The organism is Cellulomonas sp. P4_D11 (genome assembly GCF_056401915.1).
In genome coordinates, this window is sequence record NZ_JBFUIK010000032.1 from 23,271 (window position 1) to 39,764 (window position 16,494).

Below are 16,494 nucleotides of genomic sequence, written 5' to 3' on the forward strand. Positions count from 1 at the left end.
CGTGCTCCTGTCGTCGTCAGCGGCCGTCGGGCCCGAGCCACACGTCGCGGCGGGGCAAATACGCCCGCAGCTCGTCCCACAGCTCGTCGGGGATGTCCTGCCGCGCCCACGCGAGCGCCTGCTCGATCTGCGCGGGCCGGCTCGCGCCCACGATCGTCGAGGTGATGCGCGGGTCGCGCGTGCTGAGCTGCAGTGCGGCGGCCGGGACGTCGACGCCGTGGCGGGCGCACGCCGCGGCGATCCGCTCGAGCGACGCGAGGTGCTCCGCGGTGGCCGGCCGGTACGCGTACAGCGGCGGTTCGGCGCGGCGGCCCGCGAGGATGCCCCCGCCGAACGGCGCGGCGTTGAACGCGGCGACGCCGAGCTCGGCGCAGGCGTCGAGCACGCCGTCCGAGGACCGGTCCAGCAGGGTCAGCCGGTTGTGGGTGATCGCGGCGTCGAAGACCCCGGTGCGGACGTACCGCTCCATCATCGCCGACGGGCCGCCGGCGACCCCGACCAGCCCGATCACGCCCTCGTCGCGGAGCCGCAGCAGCGCGTCGACGGCCCCGCCGGGCGCCATCGCCTCCTCGAACGTCGTGCGCTCGGGGTCGTGCAGGTGGACCAGCGGGAGGTGGTCGAGGCCGAGCCGCTCACAGCTCTCGTCGACGCTGCGGCGCACGCGGTCGGCGGAGAAGTCGGCCGAGCCGGGCAGCGGGTCCACCTTTGTGGCGACCGCGTGCCCGGCCGGCACCCCTGCCAGCCGGCGCAGCACCCGACCGATCCGTCGCTCGCTCAGGCCGTAGTTGTTGCTCGTGTCCAGCAGGGCCAGCGGGCCCGTCAGGGCGGCCTCGATCGTCGCGTCGGCCATGTCGTCCGCGAGCGACTCGCGGCCCAGCGCGGACGCACCGACGGTGAGCACGCTCACCGGCACGCCGCCCAGCTGGACCCCCCGGCCGGGGTCGGGTGCCAGGCTCATCCCTTGAGGCCCCCGCTCAGCAGGTCGAGCCGCCAGAAGCGCTGGAGGAACAGCAGCAGCGCGACCAGCGGGATGATCGACAGGGCCGCGCCGACGATCGCGATGCTGTACAGCGCCGGTTCCCCGGACCCCTTCGAGAGGAGCGTGTACAGGCCCACGGTGATCGGGTACTTGCTCTGGTCGGAGAGCATGATGAACGGCAGCAGGAAGTTGTTCCAGATGCCGACGAACTGCAGCATGAACACCGTCACCATGCCCGGCAGCATCATGGGCAGCCCGATCGAGGTGAAGATGCGGGCCTCGCTCGCGCCGTCCAGCCGCGCCGCCTCCATCGTCTCCATCGGCACCGACGCGGCGGCGAAGACGCGCGACAGGTAGATGCCGAACGGGGAGATGATCGCGGGCACCAGCACCGAGAGGTACGAGCCCGCCATCCCGATCTTCGACATCAGCAGGTACTGCGGGATCGCGAGCGTGATCCCCGGGATGAGCACGCCGGCCAGGATCGCGAAGAAGATCGCGTTCCGACCGCGGAACTGGTATTTCGCGAGCCCGTAGCCGGCCATCGTCGAGACGAGCATGGACAGGATGGCGCCGACGCCCGCGTAGAGGAGGCTGTTCAGCGCCCAGGTCACGTACTGCCCGTCGCCGTAGGCGAACAGGTCCCGCAGGTTGTCGACGAGCCCGTTGCCGGGAGCGAACGTGAAGGTGGTGAACAGCTGCGACTTCGACTTGGTCGAGGCCGTGATGACCCACAGGACCGGGATCAGGCAATAGACCGCGCCCAGCACGATCACGCCGGTCGGCACGGCCTTCGTCAGGAACGACGTCCGCGTCTGCAGCGGACGCACGGCGGTGATCGTCGCCATCAGTCCTCCCCGAAGGCGCGCTTCTGCGTCACGCGCAGCAGCAGGACGGAGAGCAGCACGGTCAGGACGGCGAGGATCACCGACGACGCGGCCGCGAGCGGCAGGTCGTCGCGGGTGAATGCGTCACGGTAGATCGTCATGAGGGGGACCCATGTCTGGGTGATGGCGCTCGTCATCGGGCGCAGGGTGGTGGGCTCGCCGTAGACCTGCAGGGTGCCGATCAGCGAGAAGAGGCCGGTCAGGATGAGCGCGGGCGACACCAGGGGGATCTTGACCCGCCACGCGATCTGCCGCTCGTCGGCACCGTCGATCCGGGCGGCGTCGTAGATCTCCGAGGGGATCCCTCGCAGCGAGGTGTAGATGATGATCATGTTGAAGCCCACGCCGCCCCAGATCGCGATGTTCGCGACGGAGCCGAAGATCTCGGGGTTCTCGAGGAACGGGATCGAACCCCAGCCGAGCGCCCGGGTGATGTAGCTGAACGGGCTGGTGGCGGGGAGGTACATGAAGCCCCACATCAGCGAGGCGACCACTCCGGGGACCGCGTACGGGATGAAGATCGCGGTCCGCGAGAAGCGCTTCGCGCGGGTGACCGTCGAGTCGAGCAGGAGCGCGAACAGCAGCGCGAGTCCCAGGGTCAGCGGGATGGCGATGGCGCCGTAGATCGCGAGCCGTCCGAAGCCGGCCAGGAAGTCGGGGTCGGTCAACGCCGCGACGTAGTTGTGCAGCCCGACGAACACCTCGGTCCGCTTGCCGAACGCGCCGCCGCCGACCAGGCGCAGCCCGCGGAAGCTCAGCCAGACGGAGTACAGCATCGGGACCAGCAGGAAGGCCACGAACAGCACGACCGCGGGGGCGAGGAAGACGTAGGGGGCGATGGTCCGGCGCCGGGTCCGGTTCGCCGACGGTGCCGTCACGGTCTCGGTGACCGGCGGCGTGAGCGTGGTGGGGATGGTCATGTCACTCTCCAGCGCGAGGCCGACCCCGACGCCCCGGGGCGTGCCGGGGCGTCGGGGTCGGTTGCCTCACTCGTTGACGGTGAACCCGGTCGTCTTCATGTCGTCGACGACCACCTTCTGGGTGGCGGTCAACGCGTCACGCAGGGGCGTGCCGTTCTCCACGGCCTTGGCCATCGCGTCCTGGAACGCGCTCGACGCCACGTTGACGTTCGGACCCCAGGTGATCGAGGGGATCGTGTCCGACGCGATGGTGGACGCGAGCTTCCAGAAGTCCGTCTGCTGCGGCATCAGGACGGGCGGCGCGGACGTCTCGGCCTTCGTCTGGCCCAGGGTCGAGGCCGGGTACTGGCCGGTGTCGAGCTGGATGCCGGCTCCCTCGTCGCTCGAGTTGATCCAGGCGGCGAACTCGGCGGCCTCCTTGGGGTGCTTCGACGACGTCGTCACGACGACCGCCGAGCCGCCCTGGTAGGCCACCGCGCTGTCGCCCGGCGTCCACTGGGGGAGCGGGGCCATGGCCCACTGGCCGGCCATGTCCGGTGCGACGCCGTAGATCACGCCGGGCGCCCAGAGGGCCGACGGCCAGGACAGGACCTGCCCGGCGTTGACCTCCTGGTTCCACTGCGGCGTGAGCAGGTCCTCGACCTTGACGAGGTCGTTGTCGATGAGGTCCTGCCAGTAGTCGGCGACCTCCTGCGAGGCCTTGTCGTCGATCCCGACGGTCCACGAGTCGCCGTCGACCGACCACCACTTGGCACCCGCCTGCTGCGCCATGCCGGCGAAGAAGCCGAACTCCGTGGTGTTGAAGGTGGCCAGGTACGTGCTCGGGTCGGCCGTGTGCACCGCCTCGGCCGCGGTCTTGAACTCCGCCCACGTGGTGGGCACCTTGACGCCGAGCGCGTCGAGACGGGCCTGGTTGTAGATGAACGCCATGGGGCCGACGTCCTGCGGGACGCCGTAGATCGCGTCGTTGAACGTCGTCAGGCCCCAGGTGGAGTCGGTGAAGGACTTCTTGACGTCGTCGCCCACGTACTTCGTGATGTCGGCAGCAACGTCGCCGACGATCATGGCGGGGAGTGTCTGGTACTCGACCACCGACAGGTCGGGGGCGTTGCCGGCGCGCGTGGCCGTGAGCAGCTTGGCCGACGAGTCCGTCCCGCCGCCGGCGTCCGTGTGCTTCACCTGGATGTCCGGGTGCGCCTTGTTCCAGGCGTCGACCAGCGGGTCCTGCGCGGTGCCCCAGGCCCAGTACTCGAGGGTCACCGGTCCGCCGGCGGACCCCTCCGACCCGGTGTCGTCGCCGGAGCCGCTCGAGCAGCCGACCAGGGCGAGGCTCGTTGCGGCGACCAGTCCGACCGCCGTCAGCAGTCTCGAACGCATGTCACATCTCCTTCGACGTGTTCGGGTTCCCGGGCGTGCGCTCCGCTGCTAGGCGAAGCGCTTCGATGCGCCCACGGCCGTAAGTCTTGACGGCACGCTCTCCGGATGTCAAGACGAAAAGGGCGACGAGAAACCCGGCAGGCCGATGGATTCGTCCGACGATTTCGAAACGCTTCGACGATATCCGGGCTGCGTCAGACCGCCGCGACGACGCTCCCGCGCTCCTCGAGCGTCGGCGCGACCAGCCGGGTCTCGGCGACGCCGCTGCCCTCGAGCCGGGCCATCACCATCTCGACGGCGATCCGACCGATGTCGTGCCCCGGCACGGTGATCGCGTCGAGGGGGCGCTCGATCGACTCGGCGATGTGCGCCGCGTTGATCGCCACGATCGACATCGACTCGTCCGTCCCCCGCCCGTGCCGATCGAGGGCCTCGACCACCCCGGCCAGCGCGGCCTCGTTGTGGACCACCAGGCCCGTCGTCTCGGGATGCGCGGCCAGCAGCTCGTCCACGGCGGCGACGCCGCCGCCGTAGCTCGGCTCGCACGGCACCACGACGACGGACGCCGAGTCGGTCGTCGCCTGCTCGACCACGCCGTCCCGCATGCGGACCGCGTAGTTGGCCCGGTGCTCGAACCTGTCGCGCGAGGCGCCGATCAGGGCGAGCCGACGATGGCCGTGCACGGTGAGCTGGTGCGCGGCGAGCCTGCCCGCCGCCGCGAAGTCGAGGTCGACGCACGAGAGTCCGCTCGTGTCCGCCGGCACTCCGATGAGCACGGCCGGGCGCGTCAGGGCCCGCAGGTACGGCAGCCGAGGGTCCTCGGACTCGATGTCCATGACGATCAGGGCGTCGGCGAGCGACGTCGCCGCCACGCGGTCGATGCCGCCGACGTCCTCCTGCGTGAGCAGCAGGACGTCGTGGTCGAACTGGCGTGCCGTGGTCAGCACCCCGGCCACGAACTCCATGATGATCGCCACGTTGATCCCGGGACGGAACGGCACCATCAGCGCGATCACGTTGCTCCGGCTCGACGCCAGCGCCCTCGCGCCGGCGTGCGGGTGGAACGACAGCTCACGGATCGCCCGCTCGACGCGCTCGCGGGTCGGCTGCGAGATCGGCCGCTTGCCGCTCAGCACGTAGCTGACCGTGGAGACCGAGACCCCTGCCGCGCGAGCCACGTCGCCGATTGTCGCCATGGCGTCAGGGTAGCGGCAGGGAGTCCCGCGTGGTTCGACGAGGTCAATCGATGCGCTTCGATTACGCGTTCGCCGAAGGTGGGTGCGCATTTCCACAGTCATGCCGTACGCTCAGCCACCGAAGCGCTTCGACGATGCGGCGAGCGCCTGCGACACTGCGGTCCACACGCGGCGCAGGCTCGAGAGGACGACGATGAAGTTCACCGACGGCTACTGGCAGACGCTCCCGGGCGTCACGGTGCTGCACCCGAGATCCGTGGTCGACGTCCAGGTCGGCGAGCAGGTGCTCACCGTGCACGCAGCGACCAAGGCGATCGCCCGGCGCGGGGACACCCTGAACCGGCCGATGGTCTCGGTGACGTTCACGAGCCCGATGCCCGACGTCGTCCGGGTGCGGGTCGAGCACCACAGCGGCGGCGTGGACCGTGGGCCGTGGTTCGACGTCGCCGAGACCAGCGCGGACGTCAAGGTCACGGGCGCGGACGCCGACGGCGTGGCGACGTTCCGGTCCGGCGACCTCACGGCGCGCGTGTCGACGGACGGGGAGTGGAACGTCGAGTTCGAGGCGGCGGGGCGGGTGCTCACCTCGTCGGGAGCCCGCTCGGTCGGCATCGCGACGGACGCGAGCGGCGACAGCTACGTCCACGAGCAGCTGGCGCTCGGCGTGCGCGAGCACGTCTACGGCCTGGGCGAGCGGTTCGGCGCGTTCGTGAAGAACGGCCAGTCGGTCGACATCTGGAACGAGGACGGCGGCACCGCGAGCGAGCAGGCGTACAAGAACGTCCCGTTCTACCTGTCCGACGCCGGCTACGGCGTGTTCGTCGACCACCCCGGCCGCGTCTCGTTCGAGGTCGGCTCGGAGGCGGTCTCGCGCACCCAGTTCTCGGTCCCGGGGGAGTCGCTGCAGTACTACGTGATCCACGGGCCCACGCCCAAGGACGTCCTGCGCCGCTACACCGCCCTGACCGGCCGCCCGGCGAAGGTCCCGGCGTGGTCGTACGGCCTGTGGCTGTCGACGTCGTTCACCACGCAGTACGACGAGGCGACCGTGATGTCGTTCGTCGACGGCATGGCCGAGCGCGGTCTCCCGCTGAGCGTCTTCCACTTCGACTGCTTCTGGATGCGCGCGTTCCACTGGACCGACTTCACGTGGGACCCGGCGACGTTCCCGGACCCCGAGGGCCTGCTCGCGCGGCTGCACTCCAAGGGCCTCAAGGTCTGCGTCTGGATCAACCCGTACATCGCGCAGCGCTCGAGCCTGTTCGAGGAGGGTCGCGCGGGCGGCTTCCTGGTGAGGCGCGCCGACGGCTCCGTGTGGCAGACGGACCAGTGGCAGGCGGGGATGGCCCTCGTCGACTTCACCAACCCGGACGCGGTCGCGTGGTACCAGGGACACCTGCGCCGCCTGCTCGGCCAGGGTGTCGACGCGTTCAAGACCGACTTCGGCGAGCGGATCCCCACGGACGTGGTGTGGCACGACGGCTCGGACCCCGAGCGGATGCACAACCACTACACGCACCAGTACAACCGCGCGGTGTTCGACCTGCTCGAGGCCGAGCGCGGCGCGGGCGAGGCCGTGCTGTTCGCGCGGTCGGCCACGGCCGGCGGCCAGCAGTTCCCCGTGCACTGGGGCGGTGACTGCGAGTCGACCTTCGTCTCGATGGCGGAGTCGCTGCGCGGTGGGCTCTCGCTGTCGTCGTCGGGCTTCGGCTACTGGAGCCACGACATCGGCGGCTTCGAGGGCGCCCCGGACGCCGCGGTGTTCAAGCGCTGGCTCCCGTTCGGGCTGCTGTCGTCGCACAGCCGCCTGCACGGCTCGGACTCCTACCGCGTCCCGTGGGCGTTCGACGAGGAGTCGGTCGACGTCACGCGGACGTTCACCGAGCTCAAGCTCGCGCTGATGCCCTACCTGGGCCGGCTCGGCGCCGACGCGCACGAGCAGGGCCTCCCGGTCATGCGACCGATGGTGCTCGAGTTCCCCGACGACCCCGGCGCCGCCACCGTCGACACCCAGTACATGCTCGGCGAGGACGTGCTCGTCGCTCCGGTGTTCTCCGCGGACGGGGAGGTCGACGTGTACGTGCCCGAGGGGACCTGGACCTCGCTGCTCACGGGCGAGCAGGTCACGGGCCCCCGCTGGGTGCGCGAGCGGCACGGCTTCTCGTCGCTGCCCGTCTACGTGCGACCCGGCGCGGTCCTGCCGGTCGGCGCGCGCACGGACCGGCCCGACTACGACTGGGCGGACGGCGTGACGCTGCGGCTCTTCGAGCTCGCCGACGGTCACCGGTCGGTCGTCACCGTGCCCGCGTCGGACGGGGACCCGACGACGTTCGTCGTCGAGCGCGACGGAGACACCGTGCGGGTCACGGCGCGCGGAGCGACGGGCCCGTGGAACGTACAGGTCGGTCTCGACGGACCCGCCGCGAGCGCGACGGCGGGGCAGGCCGCGCTCGAGCTCGCGTTGTAGGGCTCCCGTCATCCCCGGGCAGCGGGGGTGGCGGGAGCGTTCCCACGACGTGTATCGTATCGTTTCGACAATCGGGGTGAAGGGCGCGCCAGCGCGGCACGGACGCCGCTCGTGGCCCGCCGACCAGCCCACGCAGACCGGCTGCGCCAGACCTGCAGCCGCCCGCCCGTACCAGTCCGTTCGACCCGAAGGACCCGCACATGACGACCTCGCGCCCCTCTGGCCGCCAGTTCCCCGCCGACTTCCTCTGGGGCTCGGCCACCGCGTCGTACCAGATCGAGGGCGCCTTCGACGAGGACGGTCGCGGGCCGTCGATCTGGGACACGTTCTCTCGGACACCGGGCAAGGTGCTCGACGGCGACACGGGTGACGTCGCGGCGGACCACTACCACCGGGTGGCCGAGGACGTCGCGATCATGCAGGACCTGGGACTGCAGGCGTACCGGTTCTCCATCGCCTGGCCCCGCGTGCAGCCGACCGGTTCCGGCGAGTTCAACCAGGCCGGCCTCGACTTCTACGTCGACCTCGCGGACCGCCTCATCGCCGCCGGCATCAAGCCCGTTGCCACCCTGTACCACTGGGACCTCCCGCAGCCGCTCGAGGACAAGGGCGGCTGGGCCAACCGCCAGACGGCCCTCAACTTCGAGGTGTACGCGCGCAAGCTCGCCGAGGTGCTGGGCGATCGCATCCACCTCTGGACCACCCTGAACGAGCCGTGGTGCTCGGCGTTCCTGGGCTACGCCTCCGGCGTGCACGCCCCGGGCGTGACCGACGACGCCAAGGCGCTCGCGGCGGTCCACCACCTCAACCTCGCCCACGGGCTGGCCGGCCGCGCGATCAAGGACGTGCTCGGCGAGGACACCCCGATCTCGGTGACCCTCAACCTGCACGTCACGCGCGCCGCGTCCGAGTCCCCCGAGGACGTCGAGGCCAAGCGCCGGATCGACACCATCGCCAACGAGGTGTTCCTGCGACCCATGCTCGACGGCGAGTACCCGAAGGAGGTCGCCGCCGACACCGAGCACATCACCGACTGGTCGTTCGTCCTCGACGGCGACCTCGACCTCATCCGGGTCCCGCTCGCGCTGCTGGGCATCAACTACTACTCGACCGGGCGCGTGCAGCAGGGCACGCCCGCCGGCGGCGACGGCACCCCCGGTCCGGACGGGCACCGCTCGTCGGAGAACAGCCCCTGGGTCGGCGCGACGAACGTCGAGTTCCTCCCGCAGCCCGGCCCGCACACCGCGATGGGCTGGAACATCGAGCCCCAGGGCCTCGTCGACCTGCTCCTCGAGGTCCACGACCGCTACCCGGGCATCCCGATGGCCATCACGGAGAACGGCGCGGCCTTCTACGACGAGGTCAGCGCGGACGGCCGGGTGCACGACGCCGACCGCGTCGCCTACCTGCACGACCACATCGACGCCGTCGGCGAGGCCATCGAGCGCGGCGCCGACGTGCGCGGCTACTTCGTCTGGTCGCTGATGGACAACTTCGAGTGGTCCTACGGCTACGACCGTCGCTTCGGCGTGGTCCGCGTCGACTACGACACCCTCGAGCGCACGGTCAAGGACTCAGGCCTCTGGTACCGCGAGCTCCTGCGCACGAGCACGATCCCGACCCCGGAGTCCGCCGCCCTCTGACGGCCACCCTCCGCCGGTCCCGACGGCCGAGCCCCCACCCGGGAGCCCGGCCGTCGCCGTCTCCACTCACTCCCGTGGACGCCCGCCCCGCCACTCACTCACCACGCGCAACGTCCGCACTCGGTCGGGTTCCGACCCCCACGAGTGCGGACGTTGCTGTCCCCACCCCGGCAACGTCCGCACTGGGTGGGCCCAGGGCCCCCACGAGTGCGGACGTCCCGCGCCCGTGGGGGAGGATGGGAACGTGGGACGACGATCGACGAAGCGGCCGTACGGCGCCGAGCACATCGAGCTCGACGTCGACCGGGCCACCGGCGGCCGACGCTCGGAGACCGCGCCGGACGGCGAGTGGGTCGTCCAACAGGTCCGCGGCTCCGACCGCGAGTTCCGCTGCCCGGGCTGCGACCAGCTGGTCACGGCCGGCACGGCCCACGTCGTCGCCTGGCGCACCGACGGTCTGTTCGGCGAGGCGCTCGACGACCGCCGGCACTGGCACACGTCGTGCTGGCAGGCCCGCGGCCGGCGCGGACCGACCCGCCGATGACGGAGGCACCCGCGCCGCGGCTCCTGGCGACCGACCTCGACGGCACCCTCCTGCGTCCCGACGGGTCGCTGTCCGAGCGCACGGCGCAGGCACTGGTCCGGGCCGCGGACGCCGGGATCGAGGTCGTGTTCGTGACGGCGCGGCCGCCGCGCTGGCTGCGCGACCTCGCGGTGCACGTCGCCGGGCACGGCGTCGCCATCTGCGCGAACGGCGCGGCGGTGCTCGAGGTGGGCACGGGACGGGTGCTCGCGGAGCACGGCATGCCGCCGGAGGTTGTCGGCACCATCGCCGACCGGGTCCGCGCGGCCTGGGGCGGCCCGGCCGCGGTGCACCTCGCGGCGGAGAGCGGCGACGGCTTCGCGCACGAGACCCGGTTCCGCTCCACGCACCCCGTGCCGCCCGGGAGCCCGACGGCCGACCGGATCGAGGACGTGCTCGGACCGTCGACGTACAAGCTGCTGGTGCGCAGCACGCGGCCCACCACCGACGCGTTCGCCACCGACCTGGCGGCCGTCGTCGGCGACCTCGCGGTCGTGGCCGACTCCGGCGCCGTCGGACTGGGGGAGATCTCCGGGCCGGGGATCACCAAGGCCGCGACGCTCGCCGACTGGTCCGCGGCGCGCGGCATCGACCCCGCCGACGTCTGGGCGGTCGGCGACGCCCCGAACGATCTGTCGATGCTCGGCTGGGCGGGCACGTCGTTCGCGATGGCCAATGCGCACCCGTCGGTCCTCGCCGCCGCGACCCGGCGGTGCGCCTCCAACGCCGACGACGGCGTGGCCGACGTCCTGGACCTTGCCGGTGCCCTCGCGGCGCGCGGCCTAGGCTCGACCCGATGACCACGAACACGACCGACCCCGGTCTCATCCGCTCGCTCACCGTCCTGCCGGCGGTCCGCCAGGACGTCGAGCTGCACACCGCGGACGGTCTGACGCTCGTCGGCGAGCTGGCGCGGCCCGTGGACCGGCCTCCGGTCGCCACGCTCGTCACGCTGCACCCGCTGCCGACGCACGGCGGCTACATGGACTCGCACGTCTACCGCAAGGCCGCGTGGCGGCTCCCGGCCCTCGCCGACCTCGCCGTGCTGCGGTTCAACACGCGCGGCACGGCCAGCCCGCGCGGCACCAGCGGCGGCGCGTTCGACGGCGGCGTCGCGGAGCGGTTCGACGTGCATGCCGCGATCGAGTTCGCCGAGTTCCACGACCTGCCGAAGCGCTGGCTCGTCGGCTGGTCGTTCGGCACGGAGCTGGTGCTCATGCACGGCCGCGACCCGTCGATCGAGGGTGCGATCCTCCTGTCCCCGCCGCTGCACCGGGCCACGGACGCGGACCTCGACGCGTGGGCGGAGTTCGGCAAGCCCCTGGTGGTCCTGGTCCCGGAGCTCGACGACTACCTGCGCCCGGACGAGGCGCGACGCCGGTTCGCGCGCGTCCCGCAGGCGGAGGTCATCGGCGTCGACGGCGCCAAGCACCTCTGGGTGGGGGAGACGGCGGTGCGCCGCGTCCTCGACGAGATCGTCGCCCACGTGCTCCCCGGCCACCCGGTCCCGCTGCCCACCCACTGGGCCGGCCCGAGCACGACCGCGGAGGGCGACGCATGAGCCTGCACACGTACCGCGAGGGCGGCGAGGGCGTCCCCGTCGTGCTCCTGCACGGGTTCCCCCTCGACCACCGGATGTGGGACCACGCGGCCGCGGCGATCCCGGAGGGGCGGGCCGTGCACGCCGTCGACCTCCCGGGCACGCCCGGCCACGCGGACGCGTTGCCGGAGCCGGCCCTCGAGGCGTCTGCCGACGACGTCGCGACGACCCTGCGCGGCGCCGGCATCGACCGCGCGGTCGTCGTGGGCCTGTCGATGGGCGGCTACGTCGCCCTCGCACTGCTCGAGCGGCACCCCGACCTGGTCGCCGGGCTTGCGCTGGTCGACACGAAGTCCACCGCCGATGCTCCCGAGGCGCGCGCCAACCGGCTCCGCATCGCGGCCGAGGTGGAGGCCACCCGCTCGGTCGACGCGGTCCGACCCATGTCGTCGTCGCTCCTGGGCGAGACCACCCGAGCCGCCCGGCCCGGGCTCGCCGACGAGGTCGCCGCCTGGATCGACCAGCAGCCGCCCGCGGGCATCGCCTGGTCGCAGCGGGCGATGGCGGCACGCCCCGACCGCTCGGACGTGCTCGGTGCGTACCGCGGGCCCGTCGTGGTCGTCGTCGGCGACGAGGACACGGTCACGCCCGTCGAGGCGGCTGAGCACCTGGTCGCGACCGCCGCGGACGCCCGCCTCGTCGTGATCCCGCACGCCGGCCACCTGTCGGCCGTCGAGCAGCCCGGCGCGGTCGCCGCCGCCCTGGCCGAGCTGGCCCAGGCCGTCGACTCCGCGTAGCGCTACCGGCCGAGCACCCGCGCCAGCGCCTCGGACATGTCCAGCGACTCGCCGTCCTTGCCGCCCGCGCCGATCACCAGCGGGGGAGCGGACGGCTCGGGGGTCACGCCGCGGAAGCGCGCCGCGAGGCTCGACGGCGTCGTGAGCACGTAGAACTTGCCGGCCGTGTCGATCGCGACGGTCTCGTCCCGCCGCAGGTACCACCCGGTCAGCGGCGTCCGGTAGCGGGCCCGGCCGTCGTAGCTGCGCGCCGAGAGCTCGACCGGCTGCGGCCCGAACCGGGCCACCCGGACCAGGAAGGCGTCGATCAGCTCCTGCGCCCGGGCGGACTCGGCGCGTTGCCGCTCGGCGAGCAGCTCACCGTGCGCGGCCGCAGCCGCACGGCGCTCCTCGCGCCAGCGGGCGGTCGCGTCCGACGACGTCTGATCAGTCACGATGGCCCTTCCGACGTGCCCGTCAGCGGGTCGGCGCGGCTGCGTCGTCCTTCTCGGCGGGCTGCTCGTCCTGGGCATCGGCAGCGGCGGGCTCGTCCTTGACGTCGACCTTCTCCACCGCCGTCTCCACCGTGGCGTCGGTCGTCTCGACGACGTCCGCCTTCTCGTCGTCGCGGACCTCGGCAGCCGGCTCGTCGGAGGCCGGCGACGACTCGTCCGGCGCGGACGCCTCGGCGACGACCGGGACGGCGGCCGACACGGGCGCCGGACGCGACTTCGTGGGCCGCGACGCGGGGCGGGCGGGCTTCCCGGGAGCAGCGGCGTCGCCGCCCTTGGCCGGCGCCTTGCCCGCCGCCGGAGCCGACTTCTGCTCCTTCTCGAACGCCGCCTCGGCGCGCGTCGCCCGCTCGAGCGTCGCGCGGTCGGGGTTGTGCCCGAGCAGGTTGCGCAGCTCGTCGAGGTACGAGGTGATCGACTCGCGCTGGCGGTTGAGGTCCTCGACCTGCCGCGTGGCGGACGTGCGCTCGCGCTCCGACTCGATCATGGCGTCGGAGATCTGCTTCTCGGCGTGCTCGCGGGCCTCGGCGACGACGCGGTCGGCGTTCTTGCGCGCGTTGGAGATGAGCTCCTTGGCGTGCTGCTCCGCGTCGGTCCGGACCTTGTCGGCCTGCGCGAGCGCCTTGGCCACGCGCTGCTCGGCCTCGGCGGCGTGCGCCTCGGCGTCGCGCACGAGGTGCTCCGTCTCGGACCGGGCGCGCTCGTGGCGCTCGGCGTCCTCACGCTCGGCGGCCTCGCGACGCGACGCGATGCTGAGCTCGGCGTCGGCCAGCTGCTGCTCCGCGGAGCGCACCATCTCGTCGGCGTGCGTCTTGGCGGATGCGGTGAGCTCGGCGGCCGCCCGTCGGGCGTCGGTGAGGGCACGCTCGGTCTCGAGGCGGGTGCGCTCGCGCAGCTCCGCGGTCTCGCGCTCGGCGGCTGCCCGCAGCTCGCCGGTCTCGCGCGCCGTGACCTCCTGCAGCTCCGCAGCCTCGCGCGTCGTGACGTCCCGCAGGTGCGAGGTCTCGGTCGCCGTCCGCTCGCGCAGCTCGCCGGTCTCCCGCTCGGCCTGCGCCCGCAGGTCGGCGGCGTACCGGTCGGCGTCGCCGCGCAGGGCGACGACGGTCTGCTCGGCCTCGGCCCGCTGGGCTGCCAGCTCGTCGGACGTCTTCGAGCGCAGCTCGCCGGTCTCCCGCTCGGCCTGCGCGCGGACGAACGCCGCGTACTGCTCGGCCTCGACCCGCAGGGCCGCGACCTCGGCCGCGACGCGCTGCTGCAACGCGGCGGCATCCCGCTCCGCCGCCGCCCGCACGCCGTCGGCGTACTCCTGGGTCTGCACGCGCAGCGACGTGACCTCCTCGGCGGCCTGTTGGCGGGCGGCGCCCACCTCGGCTGCGGCGTCGCTGCGCTGCTGCGCGACGTACCGGTCGACCTCGACGCGGGCCGCGGCCAGCTCGGCCTCGACGCGCTGGCGCAGCTCGGTGGTGTCGGCGTCGGCGCCCTGGCGCAGGTCCTGCGCGTAGCGCTCGGCCTCCTCGCGCTGGGCGGCCGTCTCGACCTCGGCGCGCGACCGGAGCTCGCTCGCGGTCCGCTCGGTCGCGATGCGCAGCTGGGTGGCCTCGTGCTCGACGCTCGCGCGCAGCGTGCCCAGCTCGCGCTCGAGCGAGCTGCGGCGCTCCGACTCTTCGGTCGTGATCGCGCTCTGGATCCGTGCGGCCTCGCGCTCCGCGGACCCGACGAGCTCCTCCGCGCGGCGCTGGGCGGCCAGGAGCGTGCTCTCGGCCTCGGCGGCCGCCGTCGTCTTGACCTCGTCGGCCTCGCGGCGAGCGGTGGCGACGACCTCGGCGACCTCGTTCTCGGCGCGCGCACGCAGCTGGCCGGACGCGAGCTTGGCGCGGGCGAGGGCGTCGGCCGCCTGGGCGTTCGCCTGCGTCACGACGTCGGACGACTGCTCCTCGGCCGACCGCAGCAGCTGCTCGATGCGGGAGCCCAGGCCGGAGTAGGTGGGCCGCTCGGCCTCGCGGAGCTGGCGGTGGGCCTCGGACAGCTCGCCGGCGACCTGCATGGCGCGGCCGTCGAGGGACTCGACCTGGGAGCGGGCGTCGGCGAGGGCCTTCTCCAGCCCGGCGATGCGGGCGTCGACGGCTTCGCGTTCGTATCCGCGGAAGTTGACGACGGGGAAAGGGGTCCGGGCGTCGGGCACGAGCAGTCCTCCTGGGCACGGTGGCTCCGCGGAGCTGCCTCGGTCGAGGCGCTCGTCGACTTCCGGAGCCCGCCGGTCAGGATACGCGTGTTCACGGCGCTGCGGACGGCCGCTTGGCCCTCCACGCACACCGGAGCCGATCCGTCCACTCGATCCCGGTTCGGCCGTGAGGTGGGGCTCTGCCTATCCTGGGGCTTCTCGTCCCCTGGAGGATCCTGCGTGCTCAAGCGACTGATCATCGCCGCCGTCGGCGTCGTCGGACTGGTCGTCATCGGTCTCGGCATCGCGTCCGCGACGGTGTGGCGGGCCGACGACGTCCTCGTCGCGACGACGTCGGGTGGACCCCACACGCTCGTGACGGAGCCGGGCGTCCTCGAGCTCGGCGGAGACCCCGTCACCGTGAAGGTGAGCGTCCCTGACGAGGGAAACGTCGTGCTCGCGGTCGGCCGGGACACCGACGTCGCCGGCTGGGTGGGGACGGACGCGCACGGCACCGTCACCGGTCTGTCGGGCTGGCACACGCTGGCTGTCGACGACGTCGCGGCACCCGCCCCGACGCCGACGCCGACCCCGACCGACGCCGCCGCCGTGCCCCCGGCGGACCCAGCGGCGCCCGCACCGACCGAGTCCTCTGCGGCCRCAGCCGATGCCGCGCCGACGGCCGCCGACCCGACCGGCTCCGACCTCTGGGTCGCCGAGGTCAGCGGCACAGGCACGGCCGAGCTCGAGTGGCCCGCGCAGGAGGGACGCTGGAGCCTGATCGCGGTCAGCACCGGCGAGTCGGCCCCCACCCTGTCGCTCGCGTGGCCGAGGGTCGTGACGACACCGTGGCTGTGGCCGTGCGTGGTCGTCGGCGTCCTGCTGGTGCTCCTCGCGGGCTGGCTGCTCCTGCGCGACGTGCGCCGTCGCCGGGCCGGTCTGGACGAGCCCGTCTGGCACCCCGTGAACACCGGCGCGATCCCCGCGGTGGCCGCCGGTTCCGTCGCGGTCGGCGACGTCGACGACATCCCCGTCCTCACCCGCCGCCAGCTGCGCGAGGCCGCCCAGGCTCGCGCGTCGCGCCCGAGGACGGGCTCCGTCCCGAAGGTCCCCGTGCCGGCGACGGCGGACCAGCGTCCGGAGGGGTCTGGCGACGAGACGGCGACGGCGGCCGCAGCGTCGACCGCTGCCGTCGCGGCGCCGACGAGCCGTCGCGCGCTGCGCACGCCGACCGGCCAGGTGCCCGTCGTCCCCCCGACACCCGCCGGACAGACCGGATCCAGCGCGACCGCCGCCGCCGTCGGCGCCGTCCCCACCCTGGGCTGGTCCCCGTCGGCATCGACGGCCCCGGCAGGTCCTCGGAGCTCTGCGCCCGCCAACCCGCACGCGCCGTCCGCGACCGGGTCGGCCGCGTCCGCCCGGTCGGCGCCCGGCGCCCCGACCGTCGCCGCGA

Annotated in this window: 13 protein-coding genes and 1 pseudogene; 7 read left to right on the plus strand and 7 right to left on the minus strand. The window is 73.1% G+C overall.

Features of this window, described 5'->3' with window-relative positions; genetic code table 11:
* Positions 1-16: 16 nt before the first annotated feature.
* The 5 genes from AC1DT4_RS16570 to AC1DT4_RS16590 form a co-directional block, all read right to left on the minus strand.
* Positions 17-958, minus strand: a complete 942-nt coding sequence (locus AC1DT4_RS16570) for an aldo/keto reductase (protein WP_477090887.1) — start codon at positions 956-958, stop codon at positions 17-19.
* Positions 955-1,827, minus strand: coding sequence for a carbohydrate ABC transporter permease (locus AC1DT4_RS16575; RefSeq protein ID WP_477090888.1), 873 nt, complete (start codon positions 1,825-1,827; stop codon positions 955-957). Before AC1DT4_RS16575 ends, AC1DT4_RS16570 begins: the two co-directional genes overlap by 4 nt.
* On the minus strand, positions 1,827-2,786 hold the full coding sequence (locus AC1DT4_RS16580; RefSeq protein WP_477090889.1) for a carbohydrate ABC transporter permease: 960 nt from the start codon (positions 2,784-2,786) through the stop codon (positions 1,827-1,829). The genes AC1DT4_RS16575 and AC1DT4_RS16580 overlap by 1 nt, the downstream gene beginning before the upstream one ends.
* Before the next feature lie 66 nt (positions 2,787-2,852).
* Entirely contained in the window at positions 2,853-4,163 is a 1,311-nt protein-coding gene (locus AC1DT4_RS16585; protein WP_477090890.1) for an ABC transporter substrate-binding protein, read from the minus strand.
* A gap of 194 nt (positions 4,164-4,357) precedes the next feature.
* Positions 4,358-5,359, minus strand: coding sequence for a LacI family DNA-binding transcriptional regulator (locus tag AC1DT4_RS16590; protein WP_477090891.1), 1,002 nt, complete (start codon positions 5,357-5,359; stop codon positions 4,358-4,360).
* A gap of 193 nt (positions 5,360-5,552) precedes the next feature.
* On the opposite strand from AC1DT4_RS16590, the gene yicI reads away from it, so the two are divergent.
* The 6 genes from yicI (at position 5,553) to AC1DT4_RS16620 (ending at position 12,389) form a co-directional block, all read left to right on the plus strand.
* Entirely contained in the window at positions 5,553-7,826 is a 2,274-nt protein-coding gene (gene yicI / locus AC1DT4_RS16595) for an alpha-xylosidase (protein ID WP_477090892.1), read from the plus strand.
* 200 nt (positions 7,827-8,026) lie between these two features.
* Positions 8,027-9,469 carry a GH1 family beta-glucosidase gene (locus AC1DT4_RS16600; RefSeq protein ID WP_477090893.1) on the plus strand — a complete coding sequence of 481 codons (1,443 nt, stop codon included), beginning with the start codon at positions 8,027-8,029 and terminating at the stop codon, positions 9,467-9,469.
* 244 nt (positions 9,470-9,713) lie between these two features.
* Entirely contained in the window at positions 9,714-10,013 is a 300-nt protein-coding gene (locus AC1DT4_RS16605; RefSeq protein ID WP_477090894.1) for a hypothetical protein, read from the plus strand.
* Positions 10,010-10,852, plus strand: a complete 843-nt coding sequence (locus AC1DT4_RS16610) for an HAD family hydrolase (RefSeq protein WP_477090895.1) — start codon at positions 10,010-10,012, stop codon at positions 10,850-10,852. Before AC1DT4_RS16605 ends, AC1DT4_RS16610 begins: the two co-directional genes overlap by 4 nt.
* Positions 10,849-11,613, plus strand: a complete 765-nt coding sequence (locus AC1DT4_RS16615) for an alpha/beta hydrolase (protein WP_477090896.1) — start codon at positions 10,849-10,851, stop codon at positions 11,611-11,613. The genes AC1DT4_RS16610 and AC1DT4_RS16615 overlap by 4 nt, the downstream gene beginning before the upstream one ends.
* Positions 11,610-12,389, plus strand: coding sequence for an alpha/beta fold hydrolase (locus AC1DT4_RS16620; protein WP_477090897.1), 780 nt, complete (start codon positions 11,610-11,612; stop codon positions 12,387-12,389). The genes AC1DT4_RS16615 and AC1DT4_RS16620 overlap by 4 nt, the downstream gene beginning before the upstream one ends.
* A 2-nt stretch (positions 12,390-12,391) precedes the next feature.
* Here the strand turns inward: AC1DT4_RS16620 and AC1DT4_RS16625 are convergent, their stop codons facing one another.
* Together AC1DT4_RS16625 and AC1DT4_RS16630 are read right to left on the minus strand one after the other, a co-directional pair.
* Positions 12,392-12,823: a hypothetical protein gene (locus tag AC1DT4_RS16625; protein WP_477090898.1), complete on the minus strand. Its 432-nt coding sequence runs from the start codon at positions 12,821-12,823 to the stop codon at positions 12,392-12,394.
* Between the two features lie 22 nt (positions 12,824-12,845).
* A complete protein-coding gene (locus AC1DT4_RS16630; protein ID WP_477090899.1) occupies positions 12,846-15,062 on the minus strand; it encodes a coiled-coil domain-containing protein in 2,217 nt (738 codons plus the stop codon).
* Between the two features lie 219 nt (positions 15,063-15,281).
* On the opposite strand from AC1DT4_RS16630, the pseudogene AC1DT4_RS16635 reads away from it, so the two are divergent.
* Positions 15,282-16,494: pseudogene (locus AC1DT4_RS16635) on the plus strand (hypothetical protein); the annotation flags it as partial.

Coding starts and splice junctions, on each gene's coding strand:
- AC1DT4_RS16570 (WP_477090887.1), bottom strand. CDS start 958: ATGAGCCTGGCACCCGACCCCGGCCGGGGGGTCCAGCTGGGCGGCGTG.
- AC1DT4_RS16575 (WP_477090888.1), bottom strand. CDS start 1,827: ATGGCGACGATCACCGCCGTGCGTCCGCTGCAGACGCGGACGTCGTTC.
- AC1DT4_RS16580 (WP_477090889.1), bottom strand. CDS start 2,786: ATGACCATCCCCACCACGCTCACGCCGCCGGTCACCGAGACCGTGACG.
- AC1DT4_RS16585 (WP_477090890.1), bottom strand. CDS start 4,163: ATGCGTTCGAGACTGCTGACGGCGGTCGGACTGGTCGCCGCAACGAGC.
- AC1DT4_RS16590 (WP_477090891.1), bottom strand. CDS start 5,359: ATGGCGACAATCGGCGACGTGGCTCGCGCGGCAGGGGTCTCGGTCTCC.
- yicI (WP_477090892.1), top strand. CDS start 5,553: ATGAAGTTCACCGACGGCTACTGGCAGACGCTCCCGGGCGTCACGGTG.
- AC1DT4_RS16600 (WP_477090893.1), top strand. CDS start 8,027: ATGACGACCTCGCGCCCCTCTGGCCGCCAGTTCCCCGCCGACTTCCTC.
- AC1DT4_RS16610 (WP_477090895.1), top strand. CDS start 10,010: ATGACGGAGGCACCCGCGCCGCGGCTCCTGGCGACCGACCTCGACGGC.
- AC1DT4_RS16615 (WP_477090896.1), top strand. CDS start 10,849: ATGACCACGAACACGACCGACCCCGGTCTCATCCGCTCGCTCACCGTC.
- AC1DT4_RS16620 (WP_477090897.1), top strand. CDS start 11,610: ATGAGCCTGCACACGTACCGCGAGGGCGGCGAGGGCGTCCCCGTCGTG.